This is a genomic window from Variovorax sp. OV084, from assembly GCF_900111625.1.
GTDB lineage: Bacteria > Pseudomonadota > Gammaproteobacteria > Burkholderiales > Burkholderiaceae_C > Variovorax.
Map to the genome: position 1 here is coordinate 77,352 of NZ_FOII01000018.1, position 21,160 is coordinate 98,511.

Below are 21,160 nucleotides of genomic sequence, written 5' to 3' on the forward strand. Positions count from 1 at the left end.
ACCTTCGGAGCAATCTTCACCGGGCACGTTCGCTCGGACCTTCCAGCAACTCAACAGGAGCATTCATGGTTCATTCCACTCAAGGCAAGACACTGGAGCAGACGATCACCGCGATCAATGCGCTCGACCTCACACCGATCAAGTTCAAGGCCTGCCGCAAGGAGGACGGCTACGGCTGGTCGGCAGCCTACGCGGATCAGATGGAGGTGGCCTACAAGCGCTACCTGATACTGCACGCCAAGCACCCCGACCTGACGCTCGCTCCAGAGCAGGACGTCGATCGCTTCTGGCACATGCACATCCTCGACACGAGAAAGTACGCAGCTGATTGCGAAACCACTTTCGGCTATTTCCTGCACCACTTTCCATACCTCGGCCTGCGCGGCGAGGAAGATGCCCAGGCGCTGCAAGCAGCCTTCCTGGAGATGCAGCGCCTGACCGTCGAGGAATTCGGCGAGCCTGCGCCCGCGCCCCGACATGCAGCGGCCAAGGATGTGGCCGCATGGTGCTCGCTTGAGGCGGGCAAGCCTGCAGCAGCGTGGTGTTCGGCGGAGGCCGGCAACCCTTCGGCAGCATGGTGTTCGCTCGAGACGGGCAAGGCTTCAGCAGCGTGGTGTTCGCTCGAGGCAGGCAAACCCGCAGCAGCATGGTGTTCGCTGGAGGCGGGCAAACCTTCGGCAGCATGGTGCTCGCTCGAAACGGGCACCGCGGCCGTTACGGCCTCCGCGGCAGAGCATTCGGTGAAAGCCGGCGCATCTGCAGCCGGGCATCACTAGCCAGCCGCTACCCCGAAGCCCGTGTCGAAAGTGCCCTTCACATCAAGCGGCTGCTTGATGAGTCCGACCTGCCGGTAGAAGTCTGCGGTGCCCTGCTGATCGGCGATGACCTGCGCGTCGATGGGCACCCACTTCTGCTGGCGGCGTTCGAACTGCAGCTTCGCCGCTTCGGGCGGAATGCCGATGATGCGAGCCAGCGCGGCCGAGTAGGCGTCGACGTTGCGGTATGACCAGATCTGGGCCTTCACCACGCGCTGCAGGAAGTCTTGCAGCACCGGCCGCTTGGCCGCGATGGCGCTGTCGGTCGCCGCGAGGTAGCTCAGGCCCGGCAGCAGCCCTCGCCCACTGACCAGCACGCGTGCATGGTGGCTGACCTCGGCCAGTGCGGTGTAGGGCTCCCACGTGGCCCAGGCATCGACCGAGCCCTGCGTGAGCGCGAGCTTGGCATCCGCCGGCGCGAGGAAGCGCAGGTTCACGTCTTCGGGCTTGAGGCCGGCCGCAGTGATGGCCTTGAGCGTGATGTAGTGGCCGATGGAGCCACGATTGGTCGCGACGCTTTTCCCCTTGAGGTCGGCAGCGGTCTTCAGCGGTGAATCGGGCCGCACGAGCACTGCCGTGCCGTAGGAGTCGGAGCGGTTCGCGCCGATGGCTTTCACGCGCGTGCCCGCGGCCAGCGCGAAGATCAGCGGCGCATCGCCGATGGGGCCAGAATCGACCGCAGCGGCATTGAGCGCCTCGGCCAACGGCGCAGCGGCCGGGAACTCCGACCACTGGATGTCGTAGCCCAGGCCTTCGAGCCCGCCCGCTGCTTCGAGCAGCGCGCGCAGGCCCCCCTTCTGGTCGCCAGCCTTGAGCACCGGGCGGCCCTGTGCGGAGGCCCAGCCGGGCAATGCGATGGCGGCGGCTGCGGTGGTGCCTTGAACGAGAAACTGGCGGCGTGAACTGTGGGTCATGGATTTGCTGATGCCGGGCTTCATGCCAGCGGATCGAAAGAAACATGCTCGGCGAAGCGCACCGGGTCCGTGCTCTTCTTGAGCACGCCCACGCCTCGGAAATCGCGCGCATAGAACTCGACTTCGTCGCGCAGGTTGCGGCCCAGCGGATGGTGGTTGTGCGTGAGCGTGCCGAGCAAGGCGCGCAGGTCTTCCACCGGGACGTTGGGCGAATACTTGGCGAAGAGCTTGGCCGACTCGTTCGGGTTCTCTGCCACGTAGTCGGAGGCCTGCGCGATGGCGCGCACCAGCGAGGCAACGGTGGCCTTGTCCTTGCGCACGAGCTCGCCACGTGCACCGACGATGCAGCAGACCTTGTCCTTGTATTCGCCCGAGAGGTTGCTCGCCACCTCTACGTAGGCGCCCTGGTTGCGCTTCTCGATCAGGTAGACGTTGGGGTCGCCGTCGGCAATGGCCTGGATCTCGCCCTTCTTCACCGCGATGTCGAGCAGGTCGGCCGGGTACTGGCGCCAGGTGACGTCCTTGTCGGCATCGATGCCATTTTTCGTGAGCAGGATCGAGAAGAAGTTCTTGCCCGGGCTCGCGATGTCGGACACGCCGATGGTCTTGCCCTTGAGGCTCGCCAGGTTGGTAACGCCCGCGCTCTTCGCGCCCACCAGCCGCACGCAGCCGCCGTGCGAGCTGCCGACGATCTTCACGTCGAAGCCCGATTCGAGCGGCTTGAGCCAGCGGTGGATCATGCCCACGGCCGCATCGGCCTTGGCGGTGGCCAGCGACTCCAGCAGTTGGTCGGTGGAGCCGGTGTAGTTGATGAGGTCGACCTGCAGGCCGTTGCGCTCGAAGTAGCCGCGCTCCTGCGCCACCACCACGGGCGAGAGGCAGAAGGCTGCGGCGTTCCAGGCGAAGGTGAGCTTGCGCGCCTGCTGCGAGAAGGCCCGCGAAGCGATCAGGCCACCCGAGGCGACCACGGCGGCTGCACCGCCGGCGCGCAGCACGCTGCGGCGGGAAAGAGTTGGGATCATCGTCGTCGCGCTACAGCAGCAGTTCGGGCTCGGCTTCGACCAGGCCTTCATAGAGGCTGTCGAAGGAATGGATGGCACCCTCGGGTCCGCCGATCTGGCTGTGCGTGTGGCGCGCAGTGGCCTCGTCGATGGGCTGCGGCTTGCCGGCGGCTTCGGCCAGCAGCTGCGTGTGGCAGGCGTTGTCGAGCGCGATGTACCACCACGCGGCGGCTTCCACCGTGGGGCCTGCGGTCAGGATGCCGTGGTTCTTGAGGATGGCGCCCTTCTTGTCGCCCAGCGCGTGGGCGATGCGGTCGCCCTCGCTGGTGTCGACCACCATGCCGGTGAAGTCGTCGAACAGCGCCACGTCTTCGTGGAACACGCAGCTGTCTTGCGTGATGGTGTCGAGCTTGCGGCCCAGCGTGGACCAGGCCTTGCCGTAGGTCGAATGCGTGTGGGCGGCGGCAACGATCTTCGGGTTGTGCTCGTGGATGGCAGCGTGAATGGCAAAGGCGGCCTTGTTGAGCGGCCTGTCGCCAATGACTGTCTCGCCCTTCGAATTGACGAGCAGCAGGTCGGAGACCTTGATGCGCGAGAAATGGATGCCCAGCGGATTGACCCAGAAGTGGTCGCTCAGCTCAGGGTCACGCGCCGTGATGTGGCCGGCCAGGCCCTGCGCAAAGCCGAAGCGCGCGAACAGGCGGAAGGCGCCGGCCAGGCGCTCCTGCCGGTGGCGGCGCTCGGCCTGCACGGTGGTGCGCGGCGGGATGGGGTCGAACCAGTACTTCTGCTGCGGGTTCGGGTTGAGCTTCAGCGGCTGGGGGGCGTTGCGGTCGATGGAGAGAACAGCGCTCATGACTCAGGCCGCCTTGCGTTGTGCCTGCGCGCGCTGCGCCACCAGTTCGCGCGTACGCGGAATCAGCTCGCGCCCGTAGTCCAGCGCGTCTTCCAGCGGGTCGAAGCCACGGATCAGGAAGGTCGTCACGCCCAGGTCGTAGTAGTCGAGCAGCGCATCGGCCACCTGCTCGGGCGTGCCGACCAGCGCGGTGCTGTTCGAGCGACCGCCGATCTCCTGCGCGACCGCGGTCCACAGCCGCTTGTCGAGCCGCGAGCCTTTCTCGGCCGCGGCCAGCAGGCGCTTGGCGCCTTCGCTCTGCTGCGGACCGCCGCGGTTGTAGCCCTGCACCACGCGCAGGCGCTTGGTCTCCGCCAGGATGTTCTCGGCGCGCGCCCATGCGGCTTCTTCGGTCTCCGCCAGGATCGGACGGAACGACACCGAGAAGCGCACGCTGCGCCCGTGCCTGGCCGCTTCAGCGCGCACGCGCGTGGTCAGCTCGCGCGCCTGGTCGAGCGATTCGCCCCACAGCGCGTACACGTCGGCGTACTTGCCGGCGACCGGAATCGCAGCCTCGGAAGCGCCGCCGAAGTACACCGGCACGTGCGGCTTGCCGTTGCGCGTCTGCAGCGGCTTCACTTCGGAGAACGCGTTCTGGAAGCGGTAGTGCGCGCCTTCGTGGTCGAAGGGCTTCTCGGCCGTCCACACCTTGTGCAGCACTTCGAGATATTCGTCGGTGCGGGCGTAGCGCTGGTCGTGGTCGAGCCAGTCGCCGTCGCGGCGCTGCTCTTCGTCGGAGCCGCCCGAGATGTAGTGCACACCCAGCCGGCCTCCGCTGAACTGGTCGAGCGAGGCGAACTGCCGCGCCGCCAGCGTGGGCGCCACGAAGCCGGGGCGGTGCGCGAGCATGAAGTGGATGCGCTCCGTCACCGAGGCGGCGTAGGCCACCGTGAGCGTGGCGTCGGGGCTGGTCGAGTGGTGCGGCACCAGCACGCGGTCGAAGCCGGCCGTTTCGTGGGCCTGCGCGAAGGCGCGCACGTAGTCGCGATCGAGCGAGGGCCCCTTGGCCGCGTGGATCTCCGAGACCTTCTGGCCTTGGATCATGCCGATGAATTCGACGCCGTCTTGGTGTTGCTGGCTCATGGTGTTGTCCTTGTTTGAATATGAATGGGAGGTGGATGTCAGGCGACGGGCAGGCGCAGTGCGTTCTCGAAGCTGCGGTCCCACAGCGGCTTGACGTCGGCCGGACCGTCGAGCACGCCGATCTTCAGGAAGGTGTCGGCCACGTCCTGGTGGCTGCGCACCACGGCATCGCTGACGGGGCCGAGGCTGTAGTCGCCGCTGCGGCCGTTGAAGAGCTCGACGATGTCGCCGACGGGCACGCGCGTTTCGGCCGACTGCGCGCGGGCATAGGCCAAAAAGTTGCCGTTGATCCACGCGAACGAACGTTGCAGGCGCTGCAGCAGGTCGCTCAGTGCGGCGCGCCGCAACGCATCGTCGAGCGCGCGCGGGTTGGCGTAGATCGGAAAGTTGCCCGAGAGATACCCCACGCCGGTCTTGATGACGCGGGCGCCGTACTGCGTGCGCGCCAGCTGGCCGTTGTAGCCGTAGATGGCCCAGGCATCGAGGTCGCCGCGCGCGAAGGCCGAGAGGCCGTCCGACGGGGTGAGGCTCACGGCCTGGATGTCGCTGAACGACAGGCCCGCTTCGGCCAGCTGCTTGGCCAGGTAGTAGTGCGAGGTGGTGGCGCGCACGTAGCCCACGCGCCTGCCCTTGAAGTCGGCGATGGTACGGATCGGTGCGTCCTTGCGCGCCAGCGTGGCCTGGTTGTTCAGGTCTTCATGCGTGACGGCTACCAGCTTCACGCTGGACTTCTGCCGCGCCGCGAACACCGGCGGAATCTCGCTGCCCGAACCCAGGTCGAGTGCATCGCCGTTGATGGCCTCGATGTGCAGCACGCCGTTGTTGAGCTCGCGCCAGTCGATCTTGTAGGGTGTGTTGGCTTGGCCCGAAGCCGCGAGCAGCGGGCGCCAGAGCCCCTTGTAGGTGCCCACTCGCAGCGTGACGCCGGACAGGTCGCGCGAGGGCGTGGCCGCCTGCGTCCAGCCTGCTGTGCCGGTCGCGGCCAACGCCGCGGCGGCTTGCAGCAGACGACGCCTGTCCAAAGGAAAGTCTGGTTTCATGCACCGAACCGTAACCAGACGCCCCACGGAAGCGAACGCAGAAAAACGAGTTTGCATATGCGGGATGCGTCGTTTTCCCGCGCCGGGCGGCCCGGTACCGTGCGGGAACCATGAGTGCACTCCCCTTGCGCCGCACGCCGGCCACGCCTGAACACCCCTCCCCGCCTTCCACCGTCGATGCCTCCGTGCTGGCGCGCCTGTCGGCCCAGTTCGCAGCCACCGCGGCCGACCACGACCGCAGCGGCGCTTTTCCGCGCGAGAACTTTGAGGCACTGCAGGCGCATGGACTCATCGGGCTGGTCGCGCCCGCCGAGCACGGCGGCGGCGGTGCCACGCTGGCGACGGCACGGCGCGTGATCTCGGCCGTGGCGCGGGGCGAGCCGGCCACGGCGCTGATTCTCACGATGACCTATCTGCAACACCACGCACTGACGCGCATCGACAGCCGCTGGCCACCGCATCTGCGCGAACGCGTGGCGCGGGATGCAGTCGCAAACGGCGCGCTGATCAACGCGCTGCGCGTGGAGCCCGCGCTCGGCTCGCCGGCCCGCGGCGGCCTGCCCGGCACGGTCGCGCGGCGCGACGGCAGCGGCTGGAAGATCGACGGCCACAAGCTCTACACCACCGGCATCGAGGGCCTGAGCTGGCTCGCCGTGTGGGCTCGTACCGATGAGGCTGATGAAGCCACCCCGCGCACCGGCGTGTTCCTGGTGCCGCGCAACGCGCCCGGCGTGCGCGTGATCGCGAGCTGGGACCATCTGGGCCTGCGCGCCTCGGGCAGCCACGAGGTGGTGTTCGAAGACGTCGCCATCGATCTCGACCACGCGGTGGACCTTCGCGCGCCGGCCGACTGGGCGCCCGATGCAGGCAGCCAGACCGATATCGACGCCCATGCCACGCAGCAGGCGTGGATGACTGTGCTGCTCGGCAGCCTGTACGACGCCGTGGCCACGGCCGCACGCGACTGGCTGGTCGGCTTCCTGAATCAGCGAGCGCCTGGCAGCCTCGGCGCGCCGCTGGCCAGCCTGCCGCGCGTGCAGGAGCATGTGGGCGAGATCGAGGCGCTGCTGCGAACCAACCGGGTGCTGCTCGACGACGCAACCGCCGCCGTCGATCGCGGCCATGCGCAACCTGCCGCCGACAGCGGCCTGCTCAAGTACGCCGTGACAGGCAACGCAATCCGCGCGGTCGAGCTGGCGCTGCAGCTCAGCGGCAACCACGGCCTCACGCGGCAGAACCCGCTGGAACGGCACTACCGCGACGTGCTGTGCAGCCGCATCCACACACCGCAGAACGATGCGATCCTGGTGGCCGCGGGCAAGCGCGCTTTGCTCTCGACGGGAGCCGCTGCATGACCGACCTGCTGTTTTCCAGGGCTTCCCGCCGCAGCTGGCTGAAGCAAGGCGCCGCGCTCTCGCTGGCCGCCGCTGGCTCGCTGCGCGTGTGGGCGCAGCCGCAACAGACGACGTTGGTGCTTGGCGACCAGGCCGGTGGCCTGCGCTCGCTCTTCGAGGCCTCGCGCACGCTCGAAGGCGCGCCGTTCGCTTACCGCTGGGCCAACTTCCAGGGGGCGGCACCGTTGTTCGAGGCGCAGCGCAGCGCGGCAGTCGACACAGCCATGGCCGGCGACCTGCCCGTGCTGGCCGCGGCCGTGGGCAAGACGCCGCTGAAGATCGTCGCCACGCGCGTCGGAAAGGCCGACTCGCTGGGCATCGTCGTGCAGCCCGATTCGCCGCTGCGCAGCGTTGCGGACCTGCGCGGCAAGACGGTGATCGTGTCGTCGGCGCGCGGCAGCATCTCGCAGTACCAGCTGTACGGCGCACTCGAAGAAGCCGGCGTGCGGCGCGAAGAGGTAACGGTGAAGTTCGTGCTGCCGACCGACGCAGCCGCCGCCTTCGCCTCGAAGCAGATCGACGCGTGGGCCATCTTCGATCCGTACTACACCATCGCCGTGCAGCAAGGCGGACGCATCCTGCGCGACGGGCGCGGAATCAACACTGCCCTGGGCTTCATCACCGCGAGCGAACATTCGCTGGCCGACCCGGCCAGGCGCGCGGCCATCGTGCAGTTTCTCGACCGGCTGGGCCGAGCGGGCGACTGGGCGCTGGCCAACCCCGAAGCCTACGCACAGGCCTACAGCCAGCTCACGCGGCTGCCGATCGAGTCGTCGCGCATCATCACCGCGCGGGCTTCGGTGGCAGGCCGGCCGGTGAGCGAAGCCGACATCGTCGCGCTGCAGGCCGTAGCCGACCGCTCGGCGCGCGACGGCATCCTGCCGGTGCGGGTGGATGTGCGCGCGATTACCGACACCAGCGTCTGGAAGCGCCCGGCGTGATCGCCACCTTGGCGCCCCTGCGCGAATTCGTCGGCGCCTTCGGCCGGCTGCTCGACAGCGCGCCCGACGAGCCCCGCATTCTTTCTGAAGGCGGCGCGTTGCTGCGCACGCTGGTGGCGCGCGACGACTGGCTGCCCGAGGCCTTTGCCCAGCCCGACCCTGTGCGCTATCGGCAATTTCTGCTGCACGCGGACAGCACCGAGCGCTTTTCGGTCGTGAGCTTCGTGTGGGGGCCGGGACAGGCCACGCCGGTGCACGACCACACGGTGTGGGGGTTGATCGGCATGCTGCGCGGCGCGGAGTACAGCAAGGGCTATGCGCTCGATGCGCAGGGCAATGCGCAGCCGCAGGGCGAGGCGGTGCGGCTCGACGCTGGCGACGTGGAAGCCGTGTCGCCCACCATCGGCGACCTCCACCGCGTGCACAACGCACATGCGGATCGCGTGTCGATCAGCATCCACGTGTACGGCGCGAACATCGGCGCCGTGCGGCGGCATACTTACCCGACGGAGGGCGGCCGCAAGCCCTTTGTCTCCGGATACTCCAACGCGCTGCTGCCCAACCTGGGGGATCGCTCCGCTGAACTCGCATCCTCGAACACCGTATGACGACTGCCTCCTTTCCCGTTTTTTCATTCGCCGCCGTGCGCGAGCGGCTCATCGCCCGCGACGAAACTGCCCTGCTCGACGTGCGCGAGGAAGATCCGTTCGCACAGGAGCATCCGCTGTGGGCTGCGAACCTGCCGCTGTCGCGCATCGAGATCGAAGCGTGGCGGCGCATTCCGCGGCGCGACACGCTGATCGTGCTGTACGGCGAGCACGGCGGTGTCGACCTTGCGCCGCTGGCCGCGAAGACATTGGCTGCGCTGGGCTACACGAACTTGCATCTGCTCGAAGGCGGCCTCGAAGGCTGGCGGCGCGCGGGCGGCGAGTTGTTCCGTGACGTGAACGTGCCGAGCAAGTCCTTCGGCGAACTGGTCGAGCATGAGCGGCACACGCCTTCGCTGTCCGCGCCCGAGGTGAAGGCGCTGGTCGATGCGAAGGCCAACGTGGTGGTGCTCGATGCGCGCCGCTTCGACGAGTACCAGACGATGAGCATTCCCTCGGCCACCAGCGTGCCGGGCGCGGAGCTGGTGCTGCGCGTGCGCGAGCTGGCGCCTGATCCTTCGACGCAGGTGATCGTCAATTGCGCAGGACGCACACGCAGCATCATCGGTACGCAGTCGCTGGTGAACGCGGGCATTCCGAACCCGGTGGCTGCGCTGCGCAACGGCACGATCGGTTGGAAGCTTGCGGGGCAGGTGCTGGACCATGGTGCCGACCGGCAGGCGCCTGCCGTGGTGTCGCAAACGCATCGCGCACAGGCGCAGGCCGATGCAAAACGCGTGGCCGATCTGGCTGGCGTGCGCCGCATCGCGCTCGACGCACTGCAGACGCTCGAAGCGCCGGGACGCACCGTGTACCGCTTCGACGTGCGCACGCCCGAGGAATATGCGGCGGGCCACCTGCCCGGCTTTGCCAGTGCGCCCGGCGGGCAACTTGTGCAGGAAACCGATCACCAGGTGCCCGTGCGCGGCGCGCGCATCGTGCTGGCGGACGACGATGGCGTGCGGGCTTCGATGAGCGCGTCGTGGCTTGCGCAGATGGGGTGGGAGGTTTATGTGCCGGAGGTCGTGCCAACGGCTGCGGACTTCATCGAGACCTCGGCGCCGCCGAGCTCATACCCGCCGGTTGCGGCCGTTGTGGGCGAGCTCGCGCCGAAGAAACTGGCTGCGTTGCTGGAGCAACCCGGCACCGCGGTGATCGACGTGACGACGAGCGCGAACTACGTGAAGCGCCACATTCCCGGCGCCTGGTATGTAATCCGCGCGCAACTTGCGCAGGCCCTCGATGCGGTCATTCCACCGGCGCAGCGCTACGTGCTGACCTGCGGCAGCAGCCTGCTCGCCCGATATGCCGCGGCCGACCTGCGCGCGCTGCTCGATGCGCGCGGCAAGGGCGATATCGAGGTGCTGGTGCTGACCGGCGGCAACGCGGCATGGTTCGCCGCAGGCCTCGACGCGGAGACCGGCGAGACGCGCCTTGCAACCGCGCGCACTGATCGCTATCGCCGGCCCTACGAAGGCACCGATGCGCCGGCCGAAGCGATGCAGGCTTATCTCGATTGGGAGTACGGCCTGGTGGCGCAGCTAGGGCGCGACGGCACGCATCATTTCAACGTGATCTAGATGCAAGCGTTTTGAAAGGATGACAACACGGTGGTGACACTGTGTAGGCTGGGTAAAGGCCGTCATCCGGCGATGCCACGGGACGTTGGTTGTTCATACCGACAACAACTCGTCCCAGGAGCTTTGCCATGAGATTCCCTGTTCTTGCCTTGTCCGCCGCCGCGCTGGCAGCAGTCCTGACCGGCTGCGTGGTCGCACCGGCAGCCCCCGTGTACTCAGCGCCTCCGGGTGTGGCCTATGTGGCACCGACCTACGTGTCGCCCGGTGTCGGCTTCGTGTGGGCCTACCACCCGCGCTACGGCTGGGGCTGGCACCACCCGCAATACGGATGGCACCGCGGCTGGCGCTGAACCGAGGCGGCTGATGCCGCCTCTACACGCCTGGATCAGCTCGGCTCGGCGCTCTTGAACAGAGCGGCGACCTTGCGCTTGGTCTTGATGTTGCTGGAGATGCCGCGTGCGGGCGTTGCAGCCTTGGCGGCAGCTTCCCATGCCGGTGTGGCATCGGGCTCGCCGGCTTCGTAAGGCTTGTCGAAGAACGGATCGCGCGGTGCCGACGGTGCGCGGTGCGGACGTCCACCGCCGCGGCGGGCTTCGGCCTCGCGGCGTTCGCGCGGCTGGTCGAGCACATCGCGTGCGTCGCCGGCTTCGCCTTCTTCGCGCCAGTGGCGGCGTCCGTCGTTGATGCGGCCGCGCGGGCGGTCTTCTTCGAACTCGACGGGTTCGAGCTCGATCTTCTTCTTGATCAGCTTCTCGATGTCGGCCACCAGGCGCGCATCGTTGCCGCCGCTGGCAAAGCTCACGGCCAGGCCCGAGGCGCCGGCACGGCCCGTACGGCCGATGCGGTGCACGTAGTCTTCGGCGTTGAACGGAATGTCGAAGTTGAAGACCGCGGGCACGTCCTTGATGTCGAGACCACGGGCCGCGACGTCGGTGCACACGAGCAGGTCGACTTCGCCGGCCTTGAACGAGGCGAGCGCCTTCAGGCGTTCGTCCTGGCTCTTGTCGCCATGCAGTGCGGTGGTACGCAGGCCATCGCGCTCCAGCGAGCGTGCGAGGCGCGCGCAACCGAGCTTGCTGTTGACGAACACGAAAGCCTGCGTGATGCCGCGCTGCTGCACGATCTGCTTGAGCGCGCGGCGCTTGTCGTCGTCGGCCACGCTGTAGAAATGCTGCTCGACGGTGGAGGCCGTTTCGTTCGGCCGCGCCACTTCGATGGTGACGGGGTTCTGCAGGTAGCTGCCGGCCAGTCGCTTGATTTCGGGCGAGAACGTGGCCGAGAACAGCAGCGTAGTGCGCTGCTTGGGCAGGTAGCTCAGGATGCGCTGCAGGTCGGGCAGGAAGCCGATGTCGAGCATGCGGTCGGCTTCGTCGAGCACGACGTATTCGACCTGGTTGAGCACCGCGTTCTTGGCTTCGATGTGATCGAGCAGACGGCCCGGCGTAGCGACCAGCACTTCGACGCCCTTCTTCAGTTCCAGCGTCTGCGGCTTCATGTCGATGCCGCCGAACACCACCGTGCTGCGCAGGTTGGTGTACTTGGCGTACAGCTTGACCTGCTGCGCGACCTGGTCGGCCAGTTCACGCGTGGGCAGCAGCACGAGAGCCCGGACCGGATGCCGCGCGGGCGAGGTCGAGGCGTTTTCATGCTTGAGCATGCGCTGCAGCAGCGGGAGCGAAAACGCCGCCGTCTTGCCGGTGCCGGTCTGGGCGGCGCCCATCACATCCTGGCCCGCGAGCACGACCGGAATGGCCTGCTCCTGGATCGGTGTCATGGTCTCGTAGCCCATTTCGGCTACGGCGCGCGCCAGCGGTTCCGCCAGCGATAGATTGGAGAAGGAGCTTGTCATTGAGCCCGCTATTGTCGCATTGCCGCAAAAAACGGCAGTGACGGCGGCATGACAACGCCCGCGCCAGCGGAATTGCTATTTATTAGATAGCAACCAATTCAGCACTGGCAGGCCCTTCAAGACGATGCAGCTCAGAGGCTACGCGCATTGAAGGTGTCGCAGGACTTGATATCGCCGCTTTGATAACCCGCGCCGAACCACCGTTGGCGCTGCGCGCTCGAGCCGTGGGTGAAGCTGTCGGGCACCACTGCACGGCCTGCGGAACGCTGCAGGGCGTCGTCGCCGATCTTCTGCGCGGCGTTCATGGCGGCCTCGATGTCGCCCGGGTCGAGCCACTTCTTCGACTCTTGCGAATGGTGGGCCCACACGCCCGCGAAGCAGTCGGCCTGCAGTTCGACGCGCACGCTCATCGCGTTGTTCTGTGTCTGGCTCAGGCGGCTGCGCATGCCGTCGACCTTGGCGGTGATGCCGAGTTCGTCCTGCACGTGATGGCCGACCTCATGCGCGATGACGTACGCCTGCGCAAACTCGCCCGGCGCGCCGAGCTGGTTCTTCAGCGTGTCGTAGAAGCCGAGATCGATGTAGACCTTCTGGTCGCCAGGGCAGTAGAACGGGCCCATGGCCGATTGCCCCGTGCCGCAGGCCGTGGGCGTGGCATTGCGGAACAGCACGAGCCGGGGTGCGTGGTACGTGCCGCCGTTCTGCTTGAAGATGCCCGTCCAGACCACTTCGGTGTTCTTGAGCACAGTGGAGACGAAAGCCGCCTCGCGGTCGCCGGACGGTGGCTTGGGTGCGGGCCCCTGTTGCTGTTGCTGCACCGGGGCTGGACCGCCGCCACCGCTGAGCAGGCTCAGCACCGTGAGCGGGTTGATGCCGAAGACCCAGCCCGCGATCAGCGCGACCGCGATGGTGCCGATGCCGATGCCGCGACCGCCGATGAAGCCGCCGCCCCCGCCACCACCGCCACCTTCACCTTCACCGCGGCGGTCTTCGACGTTGTCCGATTGTTCGTTGCCTTCCCATCTCATCGCAGTCTCCTTGCCGGCCATTGCAGGAGGATTTGCCGGCGGTCGCAGGATGGTACTTGCCCCGGCGCCCTCCGGGGTAACCGGCCGTCAGCAGACGGCCTGGTGTTTCGTCAGGTTTTTGGCAGGGTGACGCCGCGTTGGCCCTGGTACTTGCCGCCGCGGTCCTTGTAGCTGGTCTCGCAGACCTCGTCGCTCTCGAAGAACAGCACCTGCGCGCAGCCTTCGCCCGCGTAGATCTTGGCGGGCAGAGGCGTGGTGTTGCTGAATTCGAGTGTCACGTAGCCTTCCCACTCGGGCTCGAAGGGCGTGACGTTGACGATGATGCCGCAGCGCGCATAGGTGCTCTTGCCGAGGCAGATGGTGAGCACGTTGCGCGGGATGCGGAAATATTCGACGGTGCGCGCCAGCGCGAAGCTGTTGGGCGGAATGATGCAGTAGTCGCCGTGCATGTCGACGAAGCTCTTCTCGTCGAAATTCTTCGGGTCGACCACGGTGCTGTGGATGTTGGTGAAAACCTTGAATTCAGGCGCGCACCGGATGTCGTAGCCATAGCTGGAGGTGCCGTAGCTGATGATCTTGTGGCCGTCGCTCTCGCGCACCTGACCGGGCTCGAAGGGCTCGATCATGCCGTTCTGCTCGGCCATGCGCCGGATCCATTTGTCGCTCTTGATGCTCATATGCGGTCGCTACTGCTGCTGCGGGGGGAGATGGCGCGAATTGTGGCATGCGCCACTGCCCTCCCCGCCGCCCCGGGTGCTACAGCGCCTGCGAAATCACGGTGCGCTCGACCAGGCGGTCGTCGCCCAGCACGATCATCGCGAAGAGCATTTCTTCCAGCGTGCTCGCCAGTTTTGTCTTGCGCGCCAGCAGAGGCGTGGCCGCCGGGTTGAGCACCAGGAAGTCGGCCTCGCAGCCCGGCTGCAGGTTGCCCACCACGCCGTCGAGCCCCAGCGCGCGCGCCGCGCCGCCGGTGTGGCGCCACCAGAGCTCGGAGGGCGCGATGCTCAGGCCGGTCTTGGTCTGGCCTTCACGGCCGACGTAGTAGGCGGCCATCATGGTGTGGAAGGGACTGAAGCTGGTGCCGCCGCCCACGTCGCTGGCGAGGCCGTACGGATAGCCCACGCGGTCGGCCGCGCCGAAGTCGAAGAAGCCGCTGCCGAGGAACAGGTTGCTCGTCGGGCTCACGGCCGCCGCCGTCTTCGTCTCGCGCAGCAGGGCGCGGTCGGCGTCGTCGAGGTAGATGCAGTGGGCGTACACGGCGCGCTCGCGCATCAGGCCGAAGCCGGCGTACACGTCGAGATACGAGCGCGCCTTGGGGTACAGCTCGCGCACCCAGCTCACTTCGTCGCGGTTCTCCGCCACGTGCGACTGGATCCAGGTGTCGGCGTATTTCGCGGCAAGCTCGCTCGCGCCGCGCATCTGGGCATCGGTGCTCGCGGGTGCAAAGCGCGGCGTGATGGCATAGCCCAGCCGGTCGACGTTGTGCCACTTGCGGATCAGCGCTTCGGAGTCGATCAGGCTCTGCTCGGTTTCGTCGCGCACGCCGTCGGGCGAATTGCGGTCCTGCAGCACCTTGCCGGTCATCATGCGCAGGCCGCGGCGCTGCGCGCCTTCGAAGAAGGCATCGACCGAGGCCACATGCGAAGTCGCGAAGGTCAGCGAGGTGGTCACGCCGTTGCGCAGCAGTTCACCGAAGAACACGTCGGCCACTTCGTTCGAATGCGCGGGGTCTGCGAACTTGCTTTCGGCAGGGAAGGTGTAGTTCTCGAGCCAGGGCAGCAAGCCGGGCGAGGGCGAACCGATGATGTCGGTCTGCGGATAGTGGATGTGCATGTCCACGAAGCCCGGCGCGAGGATGCGCCCCGGCAGATGGGTCACGTGGGCGCCGGGGTGGCGCGGCGCGACGGCGGCGTGGCTGCCGGCATCGAGCACGCGCTGGCGGCCGGTGCTGTCGGGGGCCACGACCAGCAGGCCGTCTTCATCGAAAACGGGCTGGCCGGCGGCGTCGAATCGCAGGAGGGAGGCGCGGTAGGCTTTTTTCATCGTGGGTGCGGAGGGTAATCCAGCCCCACCGCACCGCAATTTCCATGCGCATATGAGTGCTATATGCGGAACGCACTCACCGCGGCGGCAGCGCACGCGACTGGATGTCGAAGGGCACGCCGGTCGGCACGGGCCCGTCGCCGTCCTTGCGCTTGGTCAGCAGCGCGTACTTCGATTCGATGAAGTAGACGCGATCGCCCCGCACCGCGCCCGACGAGGGGTCGTTGAGCCCTGTCACTACCGTCTGCAGGCCGAGCTTCGTGCCGTCGACACGCGCCACCGTGATCTGGCCACCGTAGGGGCCTTCGCCGAAGGCATTGCTCTCGAACAGCACGAGCCGGCCGGGCTTCCAGGCGCGGATTGCGTCGACGTTCTTCAGCACGCGCGGCGCCTCGATGCGCGTGACCTCGCCGGCGTTGCCGCCGGTGCCCAGGCCGATGCGCAGCACGTAAGGAGCCGCCGCCACGAGGCTCACATAGACATCGCGCCCACCATCGATGGCGATGCCGTTCAGGCCCTTGTAGGGGCCCGGTCCGGCCAGCGCCGGGTCTTCCTTCCACACCGTGAGCGCGGCAGCGCCCGGTGCGAGCTTCAGCACGCGCGGGTGGTAGGAGTCGGTCACGTAGAGATTGCCGCGTGCGTCCTGCGCGAGGTCGTTGCAGTAGCCGCTGTCGGGCATTGCATAGCTCGCGCGCGGCGCGCCCGTGGCCAGGTCGTAGCGCTTGAGTGCGCTCGGCGTCTGCGGCACGGTGGTGAAGCCGCTGCTGCCCGAGCAGACCCACAGCGCCCGACGATTCGCATCGACCAGCACGCCCTGCCCGTTCGCCAGACCATTGGCGCCTGGCTTCACGAGCACCTCGGCCTTCGGCGCGACACCCGGCTTCAGGCGCGCGACCGCGCCCTCGCGCCAGCTGCCGACGTAGAACGAGCCGTCCGGGCCGATGGCGACGCTTTCCGGATACCAGTCGTCCGGCAAGGCCTGCACCCCGGCCGGCGCAGCCGAAGCCGTCGCCGCCACGAACGCGAGCGACACGCCCCCGAGCAACGCACGCACTCTCATTGCCACACGCGATACACGCGCCCCGTCTGCGGCCCTTCGACGCTGCGAACATAGGCCTGCGCAGCCTTCGCCGCCGACACCGACTCGAATCCGGGAAAGAACGACCCGTACAACGGCAGCGACTCGGTCAGCACCGTCGGGCTCACCACGTTGATGCGGATGCCGCGCGGCAGTTCGATCGCCGCGCCGCGCACGAAACCCTCGACCGCTGCATTGACGGCCGTGGCATTCGCGCCCTGGCGGATCGGCTCGTCCGCCACGATGCCCGTGGTCAGCGTGATCGAGCCGCCATCGGTCAGCACATGCTGGCCCAGCAACGCGAGCCGCACCTGGCCGAGCAGCTTGTCCTGCAGGCCGACGTTGAAGTCGGCCGGCCGCATTTCATTCAGCGGACCGAAGAACAGCCCGCCCGCCGCCGACACGATGGCATCGACGCGTCCCACCGCCGCATACAGCGCCTCGACGCTCGCATCGCTCGTGATGTCGACCTGGAGATCGCCGCGCGTGCGGCCTGCGCGAATCACCTCGTGACCGCGCTCAGCCAGCGTCTGAGCCACCGCACTGCCAATTGCGCCCGTCGCGCCCACAACAAGAACCTTCATGGAGAACCTCGCCAAAAGTGAATCAACAAGCGGCTATTGTTTTACGAACCATTGATTTGATAAATTGCCGTCTGGTTCGGTCATTCGAAACTCTGGATTCTCAATATGGACAAGCTCCGCGCCATGGAAGTCTTCGTGGCCACGGTGGATGCAGGCAGCTTCGCCGCTGCCGCCGAGGCGCTCGACCTGTCGGCAGTAATGGTCGGCAAGCACATCCGCGCGCTCGAAGAGCAGCTTGGCGCCCGCCTGCTGGAGCGCACCACGCGCCGCCACTCGCTCACCGAGATCGGCGCCGCCTACCTCGAGCGCTGCCGCGACGTGCTGGCCAGCGTGCACACCGCCGACGGCGTGGCCGAGTCGCTGCGCGCCATGCCCCAGGGCGTGCTGCGCGTCACCGCGCCCGTGGCCTACGGCGCGCACCGGCTCACGCCGGTGATCGGCGACTACATCGCCGCCTACCCGCAGGTGAAGGTCGACTTAAGCCTCAACGACCGCGTGGTCGATCTCGCGGAGGAGGGCTTCGACTGCGGCATCCGCTCGGGCGCCGCGGTCGACGAGCGGCTCATTGCAAGACCGCTCGCGCTGGCGCGCATGTATGCCGTCGCCAGCCCCGCGTGGGTCGCGCGCCACGGTCAGCCGAAGCACCCGTCCGACCTGGAGGCTTTTCCGCTGCTGGGCTTCGCGACCTGGGGGCCGAACCATTCGTGGCGCTTCACGCGCAAGGGCGAGACGGTGCACGTGCCGGTGCGCGGCCCGCTCACCACCAACAACGGCCAGGCACTGCTGGCCGCGGCCATGGCCGGCGTAGGTGTGATCGTGCAGGCCGATGCGCTGCTCGGACCTGCACTCGCATCGGGCCAGGTGGTGCAGCTGTTGCCCGAGTGGGAACTGCCCACGCGGCAGGTGCACATCATGCGGCTGCCGGAAGCGCGGCCGAGTGCGAAGCTGCGGACCTTTGTGGACTTCGTGGTCGAGCGGCTGGGCTGAAAGATAGCTCTTGATGTCACTCATTCTGGACAAATTTTCAAATTTGTCTAACATGGGAGACATAATGCCCTCCACTTCCCCGCCCACCACAGCCACAGCAGACCGGCGCCTCGCAACGCTCGGCAGCCGCATTCATGCACACCGCAAGGCGTTGAAGGTCAGCGCCACCACCGCCGCAGAGGCAGCGGGCGTGTCTCGCATGACGCTGCACAGGATCGAGCGCGGAGAACCTTCGGTCACGATGGGCGCCTATATGAATGCGCTGGGAGCATTGGGTCTCGACGTCGATGTGGTGATGTCCACTGAGCCGCCAGCCCTTGCGCCGCTCCCAGGGGGCATTCGAATTGCCGATTACCCCCAGTTGCGCCGACTTGCCTGGCAATTGGCCCCGACCACCGAACTCACGCCCGAAGAAGCATGGGGAACCTACGAGCGCAACTGGCGCCATGTCGACACATCCGCACTGGACGCCAAAGAGCGCGACTTGTTGGAAGACCTGGCGCGCACCCTTGGCAGGAAGCCATTGCATGTTTGAACGGCCACACCATCAACGCGTCGCTCAGGTGCTGGCCTCACTCGACGCAAACCTGCTCGCCCAAAGCCATTGCTTCTTCGGCGGAGGCACGGCTATCGCGCTTCGCTACGGCGAGTACCGCGAGTCCGTGGACATCGACTTCCTCGTATCCGACATCGATGGCTATCGCCAACTGCGCCAACTGCTGACGAGGAATCAAGGCCTCGGCGCACTCGCACGCCAAGGCTCCGAGATTCAGCAATCGGCTGAACTTTCGCACCGATCAATACGGCATTCGATCGTCGGTTCGCGTAGACAACACCGAGATCAAGTTTGAAATCGTTCTCGAAGCGCGCATCGAACTTGAATTGCCGGGAGCAGAGGACCGAGTCGGCGACATCGCGACCCTTACGCCGCTCGACATGGCAACGAGCAAGTTGCTCGCAAACTCGGACCGTTGGGCCGACGACAGCGTCTTCAGCCGCGACATCATCGACCTGGCCATGATGAAACCCGGGGCGGCACTGTTGCGTCGAGCAACGAGCAAAGCCAGCCGCGCCTACGGCAACAGCATCGACACCGATCTCACCAAGGCCGTCTTGGCGCTGCTTGCGCGGCCGGGTCGAATGGACCGTTGCATGGCCGTGCTGCAAATGACTCCGACCGTGACGCCCGCGCTGCTTCGCCAGCGCATCAAGGCTCTGTTGCCTCGTGCTGCGCGCGCAGGTCAATAGAGCTAGCGCGCCACCCGCCCCTGCACGCCTTCGACCAGCCAGTTCATCTTCAGGATCTGCTCGTCGCTGAGTTGCACGCCCTTGGCGATCACGACGTGACCTTCGTTGTCACGCACGTCACCGGCAGTTGCGCGAAACGGCTGCAGCTTGCCTGCCGCAATGTCCTTCTGCCGCGCCAGCACCTCGTCCTGCACGGCCTTGGGCACCTTCGTGCCGAAGTCGCCGACGCGGATCATTCCTTCCTTCACGCCGCCCCAGAGGTTGCCGCTTTTCCAGCTGCCGTCGAGCACAGCCTTCGCGCGCTGCGTGTAGTAGCCGCCCCACTGGTGCGTGACCGCGACGATCTGCGCGTCGGGCGCGATCTTGCGCATGTCGGAGTGGTAGGCAATGGCCATCCTGCCGCGCTCCTGCGCCGCAGCCATCACGGCGGTGGAACCTGTGTGGAAGGCGATCACGTCGGCGTTCTGGTTGAACAGCGCCATGGCCGCGTCGCGCTCCTTCGGCGGATCGAACCACTCGTTGAGCCACACCACGTGCACCTTCGCGGCCGGGTTCACCGAACGCATGCCGAGCGTGAAGGCGTTGATGCCCTGCAGCACCTCGGGAATCGGAAAGCCCGCAACGTAGCCCGCAATATTGGTCTTCGTCATGCGGCCGGCCGCGATGCCCGCGAGATAACGGCCCTCGTAGTAGCGCGCATTGGCGGTCGCCACGTTGGGCGCGGTCTTGTAGCCGGTGATCGATTCGAACTTCACCTCGGGGAAGTCCTTCGCCACCTTCAGCGTCGGCTCCATGTAGCCGAAGCTCGGCGTGAAGATGAGCGTATTGCCCTGCTGCGCGAGGTCGCGGATCACGCGCTCGGCGTCGGCACCCTCGGCCACGTTCTCGACATAGGTGGTCTTGACCTTGTCGCCCAGCGCCGCATCGACGGCCTTGCGGCCCTCTTCATGCTGGCGCACCCAGCCGGCATCGGTGACGGGCGTGACGTAGACGAAGCCGATCTTCAGCGGCACTTTCGGCGGCTGCGTTTGCGAGAAGGCGGGAGATAAAAAGCACGCGGCGGCCAGCGCCAGAACGGCGCGGCCCGCGAGGTTTTTGTACATGGTGTTCCTCTACATGGCCCCGGAAAAGCAAAACCCCGCAGCAGGCCGGGACGCCCTGCTGCGGGGTGGGGATTTTATGCCCCGAGCCGTCTAGGCGGCGCGGTAGCGCACCGCGGGCACGGTGCTGGACAACCGCCCCGACATCGCACGCCGCGCCGCATCGAAGGCATCCCACTCGGCAAGGTCGGGCAGCGCGGGAATCGTGACCTGCTCGCCCTGGTCGAGCCCTGCGAGGGCCGCGTCGACCATGTCTTGCGCGGTCATCACGATCTCGCTGGGCAGGTGCTCGATCGGCACGCCCGCGACGCCCCAGAACTCGGTGGCCGTCGCACCGGGCAGCACCGCCTGCACGCGCACGCCCTTGTCCTTCAGCTCGTGCTGCAGCGACTGGCTCAGCGCCAGCACGAAGGCCTTGGTGCCACCGTACACGCCGTTGAGCGTCTCGGGCGAGATCGCCACGATGGAGGCGATGTTCACCAGCGTGCCGGCGCCGCGCTCGACGAAACCGGGCACGGCCGCATAGGTGAGCCGCGTGAGCGCGCTCACGTTGAGCTCGATCATTTCCTCCATCCTGTCGATGTCCGAGCCGAGCAGCGGTGCGGCGGCGCCGAAGCCGGCGTTGTTCACCAGCACGGTGATGTCGCCGCGAGTGCGCAGCACGGCTTCCACGGACGCGATGTCCTTCCGATCGGACAGGTCGGCTGAAAGGACCTCGACCTTTCGGCCGGTCTCGTCCGCGAGCTTCGCGGCCAGTGCGGCGAGGCGCTCGCGGTTGCGCGCCACCAGGATCAGGTCGAAGCCGCGCCGCGCAAGGCGGTCCGCGTACACGGCGCCGATGCCCGACGAGGCGCCGGTGATGAGGGCTGTGCCCTTGCCGGGATTTGAAGTTGCAGTCATGGAGTTTCCTTTGATCGCCACGGGGTTGTGGCC

The 21,160-nt window shown here is 67.1% G+C and carries 23 protein-coding genes; 10 read left to right on the forward strand and 13 right to left on the reverse strand.

From position 1 onward, the window contains the following. The first annotated feature begins 65 nt into the window (after positions 1-65). A complete protein-coding gene (locus BMW87_RS28810) occupies positions 66-776 on the forward strand; it encodes a glycine-rich domain-containing protein (protein ID WP_256216958.1) in 711 nt (236 codons plus the stop codon). Here BMW87_RS28810 and BMW87_RS28815 read toward each other — a convergent pair. Genes BMW87_RS28815 through BMW87_RS28835 form a run of 5 tightly spaced genes read right to left on the reverse strand, consistent with a single transcriptional unit; the run spans position 773 to position 5,748 of the window. Next, complete coding sequence (locus BMW87_RS28815; RefSeq protein WP_177142479.1) at positions 773-1,729, reverse strand: ABC transporter substrate-binding protein; 957 nt, start codon at positions 1,727-1,729, stop codon at positions 773-775. The two genes, BMW87_RS28810 and BMW87_RS28815, sit on opposite strands and share 4 nt — an antisense overlap. Positions 1,730-1,749: 20 nt before the next feature. Beyond that, positions 1,750-2,751, reverse strand: a complete 1,002-nt coding sequence (locus BMW87_RS28820; RefSeq protein WP_093080828.1) for an ABC transporter substrate-binding protein — start codon at positions 2,749-2,751, stop codon at positions 1,750-1,752. Positions 2,752-2,761: 10 nt separating this feature from the next. Beyond that, complete coding sequence (locus BMW87_RS28825) at positions 2,762-3,586, reverse strand: class II aldolase/adducin family protein (RefSeq protein ID WP_093080831.1); 825 nt, start codon at positions 3,584-3,586, stop codon at positions 2,762-2,764. Between the two features lie 3 nt (positions 3,587-3,589). Beyond that, on the reverse strand, positions 3,590-4,708 hold the full coding sequence (locus BMW87_RS28830) for an LLM class flavin-dependent oxidoreductase (RefSeq protein WP_093080833.1): 1,119 nt from the start codon (positions 4,706-4,708) through the stop codon (positions 3,590-3,592). A gap of 38 nt (positions 4,709-4,746) precedes the next feature. Beyond that, positions 4,747-5,748, reverse strand: coding sequence for an ABC transporter substrate-binding protein (locus BMW87_RS28835; protein ID WP_093080836.1), 1,002 nt, complete (start codon positions 5,746-5,748; stop codon positions 4,747-4,749). A 110-nt stretch (positions 5,749-5,858) separates the two neighbouring features. On the opposite strand from BMW87_RS28835, the gene BMW87_RS28840 reads away from it, so the two are divergent. From BMW87_RS28840 to BMW87_RS28860, 5 genes are all read left to right on the forward strand, one after another. After that, the gene (locus BMW87_RS28840; protein WP_093080838.1) at positions 5,859-7,103 is read left to right on the forward strand and encodes an acyl-CoA dehydrogenase family protein; all 1,245 of its coding nucleotides are present in this window, start codon (positions 5,859-5,861) and stop codon (positions 7,101-7,103) included. Next, on the forward strand, positions 7,100-8,083 hold the full coding sequence (locus tag BMW87_RS28845) for an ABC transporter substrate-binding protein (protein WP_093080841.1): 984 nt from the start codon (positions 7,100-7,102) through the stop codon (positions 8,081-8,083). Before BMW87_RS28840 ends, BMW87_RS28845 begins: the two co-directional genes overlap by 4 nt. Next, a complete protein-coding gene (locus BMW87_RS28850) occupies positions 8,080-8,691 on the forward strand; it encodes a cysteine dioxygenase family protein (RefSeq protein WP_093080844.1) in 612 nt (203 codons plus the stop codon). The genes BMW87_RS28845 and BMW87_RS28850 overlap by 4 nt, the downstream gene beginning before the upstream one ends. Next, the gene (locus BMW87_RS28855) at positions 8,688-10,310 is read left to right on the forward strand and encodes a rhodanese-related sulfurtransferase (protein WP_093080846.1); all 1,623 of its coding nucleotides are present in this window, start codon (positions 8,688-8,690) and stop codon (positions 10,308-10,310) included. Before BMW87_RS28850 ends, BMW87_RS28855 begins: the two co-directional genes overlap by 4 nt. Positions 10,311-10,438: 128 nt before the next feature. Then, a complete protein-coding gene (locus BMW87_RS28860) occupies positions 10,439-10,660 on the forward strand; it encodes a hypothetical protein (RefSeq protein WP_093080849.1) in 222 nt (73 codons plus the stop codon). A 35-nt stretch (positions 10,661-10,695) separates the two neighbouring features. On the opposite strand, the gene BMW87_RS28865 is transcribed toward BMW87_RS28860, so the two are convergent. The 6 genes from BMW87_RS28865 to BMW87_RS28890 all read right to left on the reverse strand — a co-directional run bounded on the left by BMW87_RS28865 (position 10,696) and on the right by BMW87_RS28890 (position 16,892). Beyond that, on the reverse strand, positions 10,696-12,159 hold the full coding sequence (locus BMW87_RS28865; protein WP_093080851.1) for a DEAD/DEAH box helicase: 1,464 nt from the start codon (positions 12,157-12,159) through the stop codon (positions 10,696-10,698). 131 nt (positions 12,160-12,290) lie between these two features. Continuing rightward, positions 12,291-13,187 (reverse strand): KPN_02809 family neutral zinc metallopeptidase, encoded by an 897-nt coding sequence (locus BMW87_RS28870; RefSeq protein ID WP_093080854.1) that lies wholly within the window; start codon positions 13,185-13,187, stop codon positions 12,291-12,293. A 110-nt stretch (positions 13,188-13,297) separates the two neighbouring features. Further along, positions 13,298-13,864 (reverse strand): dCTP deaminase, encoded by a 567-nt coding sequence (dcd, locus tag BMW87_RS28875; RefSeq protein WP_093058509.1) that lies wholly within the window; start codon positions 13,862-13,864, stop codon positions 13,298-13,300. Positions 13,865-13,943: 79 nt separating this feature from the next. Beyond that, positions 13,944-15,230, reverse strand: coding sequence for a guanine deaminase (guaD, locus tag BMW87_RS28880; protein WP_093058510.1), 1,287 nt, complete (start codon positions 15,228-15,230; stop codon positions 13,944-13,946). Between the two features lie 76 nt (positions 15,231-15,306). Further along, positions 15,307-16,290, reverse strand: coding sequence for an NHL repeat-containing protein (locus BMW87_RS28885; RefSeq protein ID WP_177192866.1), 984 nt, complete (start codon positions 16,288-16,290; stop codon positions 15,307-15,309). Beyond that, positions 16,287-16,892: a short chain dehydrogenase gene (locus tag BMW87_RS28890; RefSeq protein WP_093058511.1), complete on the reverse strand. Its 606-nt coding sequence runs from the start codon at positions 16,890-16,892 to the stop codon at positions 16,287-16,289. The genes BMW87_RS28885 and BMW87_RS28890 overlap by 4 nt, the downstream gene beginning before the upstream one ends. Before the next feature lie 105 nt (positions 16,893-16,997). On the opposite strand from BMW87_RS28890, the gene BMW87_RS28895 reads away from it, so the two are divergent. From BMW87_RS28895 to BMW87_RS35600, 4 genes are all read left to right on the forward strand, one after another. After that, on the forward strand, positions 16,998-17,879 hold the full coding sequence (locus BMW87_RS28895; RefSeq protein WP_093080856.1) for a LysR family transcriptional regulator: 882 nt from the start codon (positions 16,998-17,000) through the stop codon (positions 17,877-17,879). Between the two features lie 64 nt (positions 17,880-17,943). Further along, entirely contained in the window at positions 17,944-18,414 is a 471-nt protein-coding gene (locus BMW87_RS28900; RefSeq protein WP_093058539.1) for a helix-turn-helix domain-containing protein, read from the forward strand. Beyond that, positions 18,407-18,730: a nucleotidyl transferase AbiEii/AbiGii toxin family protein gene (locus BMW87_RS35595; protein WP_256216959.1), complete on the forward strand. Its 324-nt coding sequence runs from the start codon at positions 18,407-18,409 to the stop codon at positions 18,728-18,730. Before BMW87_RS28900 ends, BMW87_RS35595 begins: the two co-directional genes overlap by 8 nt. A gap of 19 nt (positions 18,731-18,749) precedes the next feature. Further along, complete coding sequence (locus BMW87_RS35600; protein ID WP_354339289.1) at positions 18,750-19,127, forward strand: hypothetical protein; 378 nt, start codon at positions 18,750-18,752, stop codon at positions 19,125-19,127. Between the two features lie 2 nt (positions 19,128-19,129). Here the strand turns inward: BMW87_RS35600 and BMW87_RS28910 are convergent, their stop codons facing one another. Beyond that, positions 19,130-20,230: a BMP family ABC transporter substrate-binding protein gene (locus BMW87_RS28910; RefSeq protein WP_093080859.1), complete on the reverse strand. Its 1,101-nt coding sequence runs from the start codon at positions 20,228-20,230 to the stop codon at positions 19,130-19,132. 90 nt (positions 20,231-20,320) lie between these two features. Continuing rightward, entirely contained in the window at positions 20,321-21,127 is an 807-nt protein-coding gene (locus BMW87_RS28915) for an SDR family NAD(P)-dependent oxidoreductase (protein ID WP_093080861.1), read from the reverse strand. Positions 21,128-21,160 lie beyond the last annotated feature (33 nt).